This is a genomic window from Paenibacillus sp. 4624 (assembly GCF_050435065.1).
Lineage (GTDB): Bacteria > Bacillota > Bacilli > Paenibacillales > Paenibacillaceae > Paenibacillus > Paenibacillus amylolyticus_D.
On the sequence record NZ_JBNDJR010000008.1, the window covers coordinates 105,449 to 117,984 of the forward strand.

15 protein-coding genes are annotated in these 12,536 nt (G+C 45.2%); 13 read left to right on the forward strand and 2 right to left on the reverse strand.

Annotated elements, in window-relative coordinates; translation table 11 throughout:
* Positions 1 to 3: 3 nt before the first annotated feature.
* The 4 genes from ABIE27_RS18810 (at position 4) to ABIE27_RS18825 (ending at position 2,167) form a co-directional block, all read left to right on the forward strand.
* Positions 4 to 366, forward strand: a complete 363-nt coding sequence (locus tag ABIE27_RS18810) for a DUF3139 domain-containing protein (protein WP_123065153.1) — start codon at positions 4 to 6, stop codon at positions 364 to 366.
* A 21-nt stretch (positions 367 to 387) separates the two neighbouring features.
* A complete protein-coding gene (locus ABIE27_RS18815) occupies positions 388 to 1,173 on the forward strand; it encodes a Cof-type HAD-IIB family hydrolase (RefSeq protein ID WP_429351232.1) in 786 nt (261 codons plus the stop codon).
* A 115-nt stretch (positions 1,174 to 1,288) separates the two neighbouring features.
* Positions 1,289 to 1,459, forward strand: coding sequence for a YHYH domain-containing protein (locus ABIE27_RS18820; protein WP_429351233.1), 171 nt, complete (start codon positions 1,289 to 1,291; stop codon positions 1,457 to 1,459).
* A 45-nt stretch (positions 1,460 to 1,504) separates the two neighbouring features.
* On the forward strand, positions 1,505 to 2,167 hold the full coding sequence (locus ABIE27_RS18825) for an HAD family hydrolase (RefSeq protein ID WP_123065150.1): 663 nt from the start codon (positions 1,505 to 1,507) through the stop codon (positions 2,165 to 2,167).
* Between the two features lie 6 nt (positions 2,168 to 2,173).
* Here ABIE27_RS18825 and ABIE27_RS18830 read toward each other — a convergent pair whose 3' ends face one another.
* Positions 2,174 to 3,331 carry a glycosyltransferase family 4 protein gene (locus ABIE27_RS18830; protein ID WP_123065149.1) on the reverse strand — a complete coding sequence of 386 codons (1,158 nt, stop codon included), beginning with the start codon at positions 3,329 to 3,331 and terminating at the stop codon, positions 2,174 to 2,176.
* A 179-nt stretch (positions 3,332 to 3,510) separates the two neighbouring features.
* On the opposite strand from ABIE27_RS18830, the gene ABIE27_RS18835 reads away from it, so the two are divergent.
* Entirely contained in the window at positions 3,511 to 4,080 is a 570-nt protein-coding gene (locus ABIE27_RS18835; RefSeq protein ID WP_123065148.1) for a DMP19 family protein, read from the forward strand.
* 19 nt (positions 4,081 to 4,099) lie between these two features.
* Positions 4,100 to 4,381, forward strand: coding sequence for a hypothetical protein (locus ABIE27_RS18840; protein WP_123065147.1), 282 nt, complete (start codon positions 4,100 to 4,102; stop codon positions 4,379 to 4,381).
* A gap of 73 nt (positions 4,382 to 4,454) precedes the next feature.
* Here ABIE27_RS18840 and ABIE27_RS18845 read toward each other — a convergent pair whose 3' ends face one another.
* A complete protein-coding gene (locus ABIE27_RS18845) occupies positions 4,455 to 5,228 on the reverse strand; it encodes a sporulation protein (RefSeq protein ID WP_123065146.1) in 774 nt (257 codons plus the stop codon).
* A 233-nt stretch (positions 5,229 to 5,461) separates the two neighbouring features.
* On the opposite strand from ABIE27_RS18845, the gene ABIE27_RS18850 reads away from it, so the two are divergent.
* From ABIE27_RS18850 to ABIE27_RS18880, 7 genes are all read left to right on the forward strand, one after another.
* Positions 5,462 to 6,004, forward strand: a complete 543-nt coding sequence (locus ABIE27_RS18850) for a GNAT family N-acetyltransferase (protein WP_123065145.1) — start codon at positions 5,462 to 5,464, stop codon at positions 6,002 to 6,004.
* A 69-nt stretch (positions 6,005 to 6,073) separates the two neighbouring features.
* Positions 6,074 to 6,598 (forward strand): YfiT family bacillithiol transferase, encoded by a 525-nt coding sequence (locus ABIE27_RS18855; RefSeq protein ID WP_429351234.1) that lies wholly within the window; start codon positions 6,074 to 6,076, stop codon positions 6,596 to 6,598.
* Positions 6,599 to 6,670: 72 nt separating this feature from the next.
* The gene (locus tag ABIE27_RS18860) at positions 6,671 to 7,180 is read left to right on the forward strand and encodes a GNAT family N-acetyltransferase (protein ID WP_123065143.1); all 510 of its coding nucleotides are present in this window, start codon (positions 6,671 to 6,673) and stop codon (positions 7,178 to 7,180) included.
* A gap of 168 nt (positions 7,181 to 7,348) precedes the next feature.
* Positions 7,349 to 7,732: a VOC family protein gene (locus ABIE27_RS18865; protein WP_429351235.1), complete on the forward strand. Its 384-nt coding sequence runs from the start codon at positions 7,349 to 7,351 to the stop codon at positions 7,730 to 7,732.
* Positions 7,733 to 7,996: 264 nt separating this feature from the next.
* Positions 7,997 to 8,722 (forward strand): class I SAM-dependent methyltransferase, encoded by a 726-nt coding sequence (locus ABIE27_RS18870; protein ID WP_429351236.1) that lies wholly within the window; start codon positions 7,997 to 7,999, stop codon positions 8,720 to 8,722.
* 75 nt (positions 8,723 to 8,797) lie between these two features.
* Positions 8,798 to 9,511 (forward strand): SDR family NAD(P)-dependent oxidoreductase, encoded by a 714-nt coding sequence (locus tag ABIE27_RS18875; RefSeq protein WP_123065140.1) that lies wholly within the window; start codon positions 8,798 to 8,800, stop codon positions 9,509 to 9,511.
* A gap of 267 nt (positions 9,512 to 9,778) precedes the next feature.
* Positions 9,779 to 12,448 carry a LuxR C-terminal-related transcriptional regulator gene (locus ABIE27_RS18880; RefSeq protein WP_161556957.1) on the forward strand — a complete coding sequence of 890 codons (2,670 nt, stop codon included), beginning with the start codon at positions 9,779 to 9,781 and terminating at the stop codon, positions 12,446 to 12,448.
* Positions 12,449 to 12,536 lie beyond the last annotated feature (88 nt).

Consider the following 12,536-nt stretch of genomic DNA (forward strand, 5'->3'; position numbering starts at 1 on the left):
AAAATGAATAAAACGAAAAAGATTGTATCATGGACGATTGGCATTACGCTGATTTTATTGATTCTCACGCCGTTTATCTATGTAAAAGCTAACAAAATGATCTATGCACATCGTGTCACGACATATTTAACGGAGCAGAAACATTATTCTCCTAATGAGATTGAATCCGTAGAAGGCGTCTGGAGTGTGAAATTGCCACCCTTCCTTGCTGTAGTGAAGTTTAAGGATGAACCGGATGTGGAGTATATATATTTTGCACATAATGATGTGATTCAGTTCAGCCACCGCATTTCGGAGGAGGCGAAGAAGAGCGGCAAAACGAAATCCGACCTGAAGCATTTCGCGCCAATGGACGACCAGCAGTAGAGGAAAAGAGGACGAGGGTTAATGAAAAAAGTAATAAAAGCTGTATTTTTGGATGTGGACGGTACGTTGCTCAGTGAAAAAGATCGTAGCCTTTCCAAGGATACCGAAGAGTCCATCCGCAGGTTAATCCAAAAAGGAATTCATATCATCCTTGTGACCGGCAGACCACATCATCTGTGGGAAGAGTTCAAACATCTTGGCATAGATACGGTTATTTCAGCTAACGGAGCTTTGGTTACTTGCCGTGGTGAAATTATTCATAAATCCATTCTTTCTTCAACCATGGTTAGGGAATTCAGTCATTTTGCTGCGTCTCAGGGACATACGCTTTCCTACTTCACGGAGTCTTTAGGCATGAACGGAACCTGCCGGACGGATCATCGTGTGACAGATGCTCTTCGAGAGACACTTGGATTGATGGAATATCCGGATCAGATCATGACGCTGGATGAGGAGATATACTGTATGTGTTTATACGCAAATGAGGAGGAAACCAACCAATATAAAGAACGGTTTTCCTCTTTGCGATTTGTACGATTCCATCCATACGTTTGCAATGTGCTTGAAGCAGGTGAAGTCAGTAAATCTGTAGCAGCTCAGATCGTTCTAACTCACCTAAATATACCCAGAGAGGAAACGATGGCTTTTGGCGATGGAGAGAACGATATAGATCTACTAACTTATGTGGGCGTAAGTGTTGCTATGGGAAATGGTGGAGAGCGTGTTAAGCAAAGTGCCGATTATGTCACACTGAAAGCGAGTGAGAATGGAATAACCCATGCGTTAAGGCACTACAAGCTTATATAAAAGGACTTTAGTTGGAATAAGGGATATCCATATTGTGGATTTTTATGTAAAATGAGATGAAGTGAAATGAGAAAGCCCTAAAGCATAGGGTGTGAAAAGAAAGGTGAAATTTGATATGAAAAAAGGCTTTATTATCATGTTATCGCTGGTTATGCTTATCGGTGTATCCTCTTCAGCGTATGCACATCCGGGTCGATTGGACAAAAACGGTGGACACAAGTGCTCTGCAAAATTGATTAAAAAAGGTCTGTGCACAGGCTACCATTATCATAAAAAGAAAAAGTAGTTTCCATTTCTCAATTATCTAAAGGAGAACGGAGGAACAAACTTCATGGATCGTATTAAAGCTGTCATTTTTGACTTGGACAACACGATTCTAAACCGGACAAGAACGTTTGAGGGCTTCACACGAAGTTTGATCAACACGTATTTTGGACACATGGAATCGACCGAACATATAAAGCAGCGGATCATCGAGCTCGACGAAGATGGTTATAAGGAGAAACCTCGGCTGTTCGACGAATTATTAGAAGAATTACCTTGGGCCGAACATCCTCCGCACGAAGAACTAATGGCATTCTACGGCCGGGAGTATGTGCGAAATTCGGTGCTAATGGATGAGGCAAGAGAAGTGGTACAGCATTTGAAAGGTCGTTATTTAATCGGTTTAATCACCAATGGTCAAACACAGATTCAATATGGAAAGATTGATCAACTTGGCATTCGTGAGGATTATGATCACATCATTGTATCGGAAGAAGCAGGTGTGAAAAAGCCCGATCCGCATATATTCCGATTAGCCCTTGATCATTTTGGTATAGAACCTGAGCAATGCCTCTACATCGGGGATCATCCGCTGAATGATATACAAGGGGCGGCCAAAGCAGGCATGAATACAATCTGGATGAAGGTAAACCAGCCTTGGCCGGAGGAAGTGGAGACAACACCGCTACATACAATCCATCAGCTTCGAGAATTGAAAACCTTACTTTAGCAAAATTTATGCCGTGTAGATTCGACCTATCTTCCGTCTATGACGTTGCTCAATGGCCTCTTCGTAATCTGCAATCAAAGTGTCGAAAATCTGTTCCCAGGAACGCTGTTCAGCGAATTTTCTACCTTCACGTCCCATTGTGCTTAGCCGTTCCGAAGAATGAACTCGTAAGCTTATCTCTCTTATAAACGCATTCACGTTACCCGGCTCAACAAGTATGCCGCTGCGTTGATGCACAATGAGGTCTTTGACTCCGCCGGCGTTAGCAGCTAACACGGGAAGACCCGAGGCCATCGCTTCCAGCACAACATTGCCGAAGGTTTCCGTACAGGAAGGAAAGACAAACAGATCCGCTGAAGCATACATCGACGCAAGCTCATCACCATGCAGATACCCTGTGAACGTAACATTCGCAGGAGCTTGCTGCTGCATCTTGGGAAGGGCAGGGCCATTACCGACAATGATCCAGTGAACATGGGCTTGTATTTCTGCGGGCAATTGCTGCATCGTGGCTGTCAGGGTGGCTATATCTTTTTCCGGGGAGATGCGTCCAACGTAGAGCAAGATGAAAGGTGCGGTGATCTGATACTGTTCGCGAATGTTGATGGTTCGTTTGCATGGAGCATAGAGGTTACAATCAATGCCGCGGGACCAGAGCTTAAGCCGTTGAATCCCCTGAGCCTGTAGGGTGTACATCGTGTCTTGGGACGGGACGAATGTAGTATTACAGGTGCGATGAAACCACTTGATGTACTTCCAGTATAGTGGAATGACACTTCGAAGCTTGTAATAATCGAGATAACGATCAAAGTGGGTGTGGTAAGAGATGACGTGTGGAAGGTGGAACTTGAGTGCGTGCCTCAGGCCAAGCAGTCCCATGTTAAACGGTGTAGCGACATGAAGCAGATCGGGTTGAAATTCCTGTAGCTGTTTGTAGGCAGTTACTCTGCTGGGAAAAGCAATTCGGCATTCGGGATACAGAAAAAAGGGGATATTGAATACTGAGCTTACGGGAGCTTCAACGTTTCCTTCCATGATGGATTGGGATGTAAACAGCAGATGTTCTATACTTCTGCGATTCAGATGGTTGCTTAGACGATGGAGTGTACCTGCGACACCATTGGTTTCTGGAAGATAAGTATCTGTGAACAAGGCTAGACGCATCCTTACCCCTCCCTAAACTTGTGATGCCAAGATCATAACAGCGAATTATTTTCCATAAGTCAAATGCATGTTAACTTGGCGCGATTTCTTTTCTATACAGCATATTCTGGTATGATGGAAAGACGTGGCGGCGCAGAGCATGACTACGCTATATAGAGAGATACAGGAGGACAAGTGAGATGAACAAGTTACAGGAAGAACTGGCGGAGTTAATGCCGCCAGCAGGCATCGAAGAGATGTCAGGTGAAGAAATCGTGGGCAGCATTGCAATGGACATGTACCGTGCTGAATTTGCTACGATTCGGGAGCGGGTTTCAGAGCTGCCTGTTGTGTTGCGGGACATCATGTTGATTATTGATCTGGATACCGAACTAACCATGAATGGATTGACCGGTTATTTGGAGAATGCCAGCGGAAAGCATCTGAGAGAGGTCATCGAAGCGTTAATCCGAAGTGGCAATGAGACAGATGCGATGATTTTGCAAAAGGTGGAACAACTCTTGAAGGAACAAGGAATCACGCCAGAACAACTCAGAGAAAACGTGGAACGTCTGTCCGAACACGACATCTCAACAAGTTTGCAGACACATGGGACACAGATCCATGAGTTATTACAGCGGGTAGAGCAAGAAGTTCAACAATTGAGCTTTCAAGCGGATAATGAAGAAGTTTTCGATTTGCTGTACCAGTATGTAGACGAGCATAAAGATAAATTAAAGCAGCAACTGGAGCAGTTTCTCGTTCTATAAGAATAAGGGGGAGAAATGAATGCGTCTGAACAAACGTGTGGGGATTGAAACCATTATCGTTAGCTTTGTTTTCATACTTTTGTTGGTGGTTTGGAAAGTAGTCCAAGGCATGGTTTTAACATTACAGAATGTTCCGCAAGGTACGCCATTGCAAACGTCTGGTGCGGCATCGCAAGTTGACTTTGGACATGTGGCAAGTGGAAGCGGTTTGATGATAGCCCTAAGTGTTGGGGGGATATTCCTTTTTGCTATGGCATATTATGTTGTTCGTTCTTATGTTGTGGGTAAAAGCAAGAGATAAAGAGAGCAGCCCTTGGCATCAGATGGATACATAGCCAGGGGCTGCTCTCTTGATGTTTTTGCATGTTCGCAGTCTATAGGTGCTCTGAAATAATCTCTTCCAAGCCTTGTGCGACGGAACGTGCACCACGCTCCAGATGTCTCTCGTGCAGTTGCAGACGCACATAGGTCTCATCCGTGCCCATGGCTTCGGATAGCATTCCGCTAAGTCCACGTGCACGACGGTCGATCTGTATCAACAGTTCCAAGGAATTCCCCATCGGATAGAAGAGAACTTCAAGTTCATCCAGATATCCGCGGAACTTGGTGGTCGGCACAAACTCAAACTCTTGTACAAACGGCAGATTGCCACCGAGCCTTGGAGCATAATCATTAGTTACTTCACGAAGCCTGAATCCCAGCATATCTATGGCATCCAGTACGATTTCCATCTCCCTGGAAGGCACAACATGTATAAGGTCTCGATCTGATGGGTCTACTGCGCTAGAGATGTCCAGCCCCGTTTCGACCCATACTTCCGCACGGTGTAGTGTAATCGGTAGATTTTCCGGTAGCTCGAATTGAAAGCTCTTCTCCAGTTTTGCACCGGGCTGCAGGGTAAACCCCTCGGTGAGCAGATATTTGGCCACTACAGCCGTTTCCTTCACTTTGCGATCATTGCTTTCCCGAATGTAGTGCGTTTTGATTAAAAGATAAATTCGATCGACCTGTTGCTGCACATCCCCGCCTTCAATGTATACAATTCCTGAAAGCGTTCCACCGGGCATGACTTCTGTCGTATGTAATTCCGTATTCACTTTTGCTGCACCTACACCAACGCTGGCCAACATCTTCTTGAAAAATGACATGCAACTAACCTCCAGATTCAATGGATTATGATGGGGAAAAGATGACTTCGAGCATAATACGACGTTTGCAATAGAGGAGTTTCAATTTTTACAACAGGGGGAATCTGCATGGTTTCGTCGAATGTTACTTTAGGATCAAGAATTCGGTAGATCGGTTAACTCAATCTCTAACTAAAGATAATATACTTCGCAGAAATGTTGATAAAGACTAGAGGTTCGTGGAGGGGGCTGAAATGAATATCGTATATCAAGTGGGAAAATTGACAGTTCGCCTGCTACAGACAGAGGATGAGCAATTGCTGGTCAAATGGTTGTCTGACCCGGAGGTTCTGCAGTACTACGAAGGTCGGGATCAGCCGCATGATCTGGAGCTTGTGAGAGCACATTTTTACAATCAGGATGATGAAGCTGCACGTTGTATTGTGCAATATGACGGTCGGCCAATCGGATACATTCAGTTCTATGAACTGGAGACAGAGGAACGTGCGGAATATGGTTATGCTGACAATGGTGAAATCATCTATGGGACGGATCAATTCATCGGGGAAACGGATTGCTGGAATATAGGTATTGGCACACGATTGGTGAAGTCCATGACAGCGTATTTAATTGGGGAGAAACATGCCCGGAAAATCGTGATGGACCCGCAAGCGTGGAACGAACGTGCGTTATCTTGTTACGAAAAGTGTGGTTTCAAAAAGGTTAAACAGCTGCCACAGCATGAACTGCATGAAGGACAGATGAGAGATTGTTGGCTGATGGAGTATACTCCATAAAATAGCCCGATGAGTCGTGTCGTGTTCATATGCCGTAAACAAATCCACAGGGATTATGGGGGAAATGAGATGGACTATAGATATCCGATTGGGCAGTTCACACACGAAGGAGAGGTAACGCTGGCTCAAAGGCAGCAATGGATTCAAGATATTGCAGAGTTGCCTGAACGTGCGAGAGAAGCGGTAGAAGGACTGGACGAAGAACAGCTAAGTCTGCCATATCGGGACGGCGGCTGGATGCTGAAACAGGTTATTCACCACATGGCAGATAGCCATATGAACAGTGTGATTCGCTTCAAGCTCGCTTTGACAGAGGATACGCCCGCGATTCGCCCGTATTTTGAGGAGCGCTGGGCCGAATTGAGTGATTCCAAGGATCTGGAAATCGAGTTTTCCCTCCAGCTTCTGGATGCACTGCATCGCCGCTGGGTAGCATTGTTAAGCTCCTTCTCGGATGATGACTATGCTAAAAAGTTCTATAGCCCTTCGTCCAATAAGACGATGAGACTCGATCATTGTTTGGGACTGTATGCATGGCATGGCAAACATCATGTTGCCCAGATCACTTCGCTTCGAGATCGACTGGGAATTTAAAACGTACACTAAAACTTTCGTCATATTAGAAGTGTTATTTTATACGAAGGCTGTAATGGAGAGGAGAACTTCATGAGCAATGTACATATTCGACTTTTAACCAAGCAGGACGCGCAAGTCATCTCAGAATCATTTCAGGAACAGGGGTGGCACAAACCGCCTGAATTGTATGAACGATATTGGGAAGAACAAGAGAAGGGGAAGCGCGTAACCCTGATTGCCGAATTGAACGGGCAATTTGCTGGTTATGTCAACGTGATTTGGACATCGCAGTATCCTTCTTTTCAGGAACAGGGCATTCCCGAGATCAATGATTTCAACGTTCTGATGAAGTTTCAGCGGCAAGGGATCGGTTCCAAGCTGATGGATCACGCTGAGAAAGTGGTGAAGGAACGTTCTGAAGTAGCAGGCATTGGGGTAGGCGTGTATGCAGATTATGGCAAAGCCCAAGTACTCTACGCACATCGGGGCTATATTCCAGACGGCCGGGGTCTTCACAGAGATGATCATTATCTTCAACCTGGTGAAGAGACGATTATCGATGATGAGGTTGTCCTTTATTTGACCAAAAAACTGCTGTGATCTTAAAACAACAGAGGTTAACAATGGTAAGGGACATGAAACGTCAATTTGGCTTCTCTAAAATGTTTATCTTAAAATAGGACATACATGTTATACTCAATTGGAATCTGAGGCAATCTAAGTGTGAAGGAATACCGAGATAACTTGATTAGAGGAGTGGTTTGGTACATGTTTAGCAAATTAGGCCAAGTTATGCTATACGTCAATAACCAGGACGAATCCCTGGCTTTCTGGACGGAAGTAGCCGGATTCCATATCGTGGATGAGGTTATTCTTGATGGAGGTATGCGATGGATTGAGATTGCGCCTGCGAAAGATTCACAGACAAGTATCATTTTGCATGATAAAGAGGTCGTGGCACGTATGTCAGCAGGGGTAAATCTGGGCACACCTTCGTTGATGTTTTTCACAGATGACCTTGATTGGTTATATGCCGATTTGTCTGCTAAACATGTAACGGTTGGAGAAGTTGTAGAGATGCCGACAGGGCGTGTCTTCAATTTTGCAGATAATGAGAAGAATTACTTTGCTGTGATGGAACGCAAGGGATAAAACGAACTGTATTTATAGCTGTACAGTTGTAATCTTATAGCTGGAATTTCAAGCGGACGACATGTGATGTTGTTCGCTTTTTGTATGGAAAAAATAATGCATATTCTACTAAATTTACACATGAAAAATAGAGAATGAATGGTTAAAAATGTTATAATAAAGTGTAGTGAATTGAGTTGGATTTCATGCAAAAATGCTAGTGAGACAGTAGGGTGAACGTAGTGGGAAACCTATTTTAAGCGATGAAACAGGAGGAATTCAGACTTGGAAAAAACAATCAAAAGTGTGCAGGATCTCTATGACATGCTCGATGCGGATTTCAGATCGGCCAAGCAATTTTGGGAGCCGTTCTATGAGAATCGGGACAGACCCATTCCGTTTTTTCCAAACAAGCCAGACGAGAATCTGGTTGCTGATGTAGAAGCTGGAAGATTAAAAGGGGGCAGAGCATTGGAGCTGGGATGTGGCCCCGGGCGGAATGCATTGTATCTAGCAGGGCACGGTTATCAGGTTGACGCCTATGATCTGTCAGAGACTGCGATTGCTTGGGCCAAGGAACGGGCCGCGGAAGAACAACTGGATGTACATTTTGAATGTCGTTCTGTGTTCGAACTGGCGCCAGAGCAGGAATATGATTTAGTCTACGATTCGGGCTGTCTGCACCATCTGCTACCGCATCAGCGTATTCCTTACATTGAGATGATTCATCGTGCGTTGAAGCCGGGAGGTCTGTTTGGTATGACTTGTTTTGCACCGGGATTTGGCGGTCAGGGTGGGCCAGAACATGTGATGAACGATTGGGAAGTCTACCGTGAGAAGACGATGCGGGGCGGACTTGCTTTTACGGAGGAGAAACTTCGATATTTACTAGAGGAACCATTTGAGTGTGTGGAGTTGCGTCCAATGAAGGCAATGGGGCAGGAAGATCCGTATTTTGGTTTGCCTATTTTGTGGGTGACGTTGTGGAGAAAACCGGAAGAGCGTGACTGACATGTTTCGGGATGAAATACATATCAATGATGCGGCATTGAGCAGATATATGAGAATTGAAAGGTGGAGAGCATATTGGGAAACAGAACCTTTATTATCACAGGTACATCCAAAGGCATTGGCAGACAAGTTGCGGAACTTTGTTTGGAAAAAGGTGACTCTGTCTACGGCATAGCGCGCGGAGCATCAGACTTGGGCAATACGTATGAACGGTACACTCATGTCCAGTTCAATCTTGAAGACATTCATGGCATCGACGATGTAATCTCGCGCATATTGGAGCAGATTCCGCTTCTTTCTGTGGAATGCATCGGACTTATTAATAATGCGGCCATGCTTGAACCGTTGAAACCCATAGATCAGTGTCTTGCGGATGAGATTAGCATTCATCTGAATATTAGCCTGGCTGCGCCGATGATTCTTACGTCATCTTTTATTCACCATACCAACCATATGACGGCACGCCGAAAAATTATTAATGTGAGTTCTGCTTCGGGCAGTTATCCCGCTCCTTCGATGGCTACTTATTGTACATCAAAGGCAGGAATCAACATGTTCACACAATGTGTAGCGATGGAACAAGCTTCACAGTCTAATCCGGCAGAGATCATCGTCTTTGATCCGGGCATGGTGGATACGGAATTGCAGGCCGTGGCGAGAGGAAAGAGTGCAGAGGAATTTGCGCTGTCCGGAGCATTTCGAGACGCTTACGAGTTAGGTCAACTGAAATCTCCACGTGATGTGGCATTGGAAATCCTGAAGTTACTGGAGGGGGCGAAGGAGCAGTGAATCTGGCGAACCGGATCACTCTGGCAAGAATCGCATTAATTCCGCTGTTTTCCGGTTTGAATTATATCATCGTGAATTTGAAGTCATTGAGATAAAAAGATAAAAAATCGTTTTGTTTGCCCTGTACTTTCTGTGCAGGGCTGTTTGGCTTTGTTTTGTGTAAAATGGTGTGCGGTATTGATGTTGTTCCCTGTATACTTAGAATATCTAAATGTACATACAACGATTTCTATAATGTGCACCTCAGTGCGGGTTCAGGAGGATTACATGCAACAAGAACAAACAGCTGGTTTCCATGGCGATTGGCTTCAATTTATGATTCTGACGAACAAACTAGAATTGCCCCCTCTACCAACGGATACCATGGATCGTCCAAGGCTCAGCTCGCAGTACAATGAAGTTATGAATTCCAAGGTGACGTTGTTGACTGCTCCCGCCGGTTCGGGAAAATCAACACTGCTTGGGAATTGGCTGAGAAGTGCGGCAGGTTATGCGGCTTGCGTCTGTTTGGATGAAAAGGATCAAGATCCACTTCAATTTTGGCTTTACATTATTCATGCGCTGGACCGCGTGAGACAGGGGTTATGTCGAGAGGTCTTGCCTCAGTTCTTGCAACGATATGCAATTGAGCCAAGAACAGCATTAATTTTATTGCTGAATCGTGTTGCCCGGAGTGATCAGCATACCATGCTTATTTTGGATGATTACCATGCTATAACTCGGCCGGAAATTCATTTGCAGATGCAGGATTTTATTGAAAACCTTCCTTCGTCTATTCATCTGGTCATATCGGGTCGGACGTATCCTCCGTTTAAGCTGGAGAAGCTGCGCCTGAGAGGGGAGTTGAAGCAACTTACTCTTCAGGAACTTGCGTTTACAACGGAAGAAGGCATCGACTTCTGTCAGAACGTTATGCGTATGGAGCATGCCAGCAGGGATGCCCTGGGCTGGGTGCAGCAGACGGAGGGTTGGGCAGCCGGGCTAAAGCTGCTTGCTTTATCTCACACATTAGGGGCAGACTCGGCGAAAAGTTCAATGCCAATCATGTCTTCATTCCCACATCGTGCAAAGGATGCAGAAGCAGGAAACAGAAACATCTCGGATTATTTGCTAGAAGAGGTATTCCAACGTCAGTCACCAGAAATGCAGCGCTTTTTGCTTCGAACTGCGATAACAAGAAGGATGAACAGCCGTTTAGGTCAGGTGTTAAGTGGTTTGGAGGAAGCTCCGCAGTTGTTAAGGCAGCTGGAGAAAGAACATCTTTTTCTTATCCCTCTGGATCGGGAAGGGGAGTGGTATCGTTATCATCATTTGTTTTCGGCGTTCCTGAAGCGCGAGCTAGCACATAACCACTCAGAGTTGGGCAATGAATTACATGGTTTTGCCGCGCTTTGGTATGAACAGCATGGATATCCATCCGAAGCGCTGGATCATTATATTCTTGGGCTGCATATGGAGGATGCTGCAAGATTGCTGGAAGAATTGTTTGCCCATTTCATTATGGGAGAGTGGTGGACACTCCGTAAATATTTTGATGTTTTGCCGCTGGAAATGGTGAAGGCTCGTCCCAAGTTGTATATGTCTTATTTGTTTCTTGTAGCGCGTGAAATGCCTTACGGGGAGATGGGGAAGCAGCTGGATGAGTTGGAGCATGTCATCCGCATGCATCTTCAAGGACAGGTTGCACCAGCTATTATTAAATATTTGCTACAAGTGACCTGTGTCATGAGAGCCTATATGGCGTATCTTAACCGTGATTTAGAAGGACTCTCTTCTTATTTGATGTCTTATATGGATCAGGGCTATCCTGATGATATCGCATTTCAGTATATGGACTACGATCGAAGAGAGAGCATGCGTGTGCGAAGTTTTCATGGCGTTCATGGTTACTTGAGGAGAGCCGAAGTTTGTTTTGGAGCCATTACGAAGCGCTGGTATGATGAACCTGCCTATGTAACGTCCTACTATGGATCAGGATATGGTGAGGTTTTGATGGAACAGGACCAGTTATTTGAAGCAGTGAAGTATGCGGATCGAGCTCTTGAAGTGGCTTTGCAGATCAAAGTTGCGGCACTACTCGTTCCTGCATATGTATTGAAAGCCAGGCTTGAATTACATTCCGGTAGACCCGAGGAAGGTATAAAGCTGTTGCAGCAGGCTGAGAGTCTGCTGTCCGAGAAGGATGCGGAGTACTGGAAAACTGTATTGGTGGCACATCGTAATCGAATATGGCTTGAGTATCATCCTGTGGAGACGGCTACGCACATTCTCGCTGATCCGGTAGACGAACAACAAATGCCAGTTGAAATGAGTTGTGACCAACTATTTCAGTGGATGGTTCGAATACGTGCGGCCGTGACTCTTGAACAGTATGATTACGCTCAAGAGGAACTGAAACGAGTTCGAGAACAAGCTGAAAAACGCGATCTGTTGACAGAGCAGATTGAATGTGCCTTGTTAGAGTCCGTGATGCTGCAACAACAAGGATATTCAGATGCTGGTGTTGTGGCCTTATCACGTGCTCTTATTCTGGGAGAACCAGAAGGATATATCCGTTCATTTGTTGCCGAAGGGGAGCCGGTAAAACGGCTACTTCAACAGTATTTGGTGCTTCGCCGTGCGAAGGCTGTCTCGGATGATGGAGTGAAAACAACTTATGTGAAGCAACTACTTTCTGCTTTTGCCCAAAACAAAAAGGTGCGGGGCCGTTCAGCACCAGATGAAGCGAAGCATGAACAGAAGGAAGTGGGACTCAGCCCCATGGAGCAGAAAATATTTGGTCATATTGCAGAAGGCTTGACCAGCAAGCAGATTGCAGCCGAATTTGGGATATCACCTGGCACAGTAAATACACATATACGCCGTGTGTTTGCCAAGCTTGGAGCAAGCAGTCGTGCGCACGCGGTACAAATTGCCGAACAGCGGGGCTTATTATAAGCTGTGAAACAATGTCTACTTTTTTGTAGACTGTCTGGATGATGTCGTCTCTTCTACAATGAATCTAACGAAATAACGCTGTGAATTT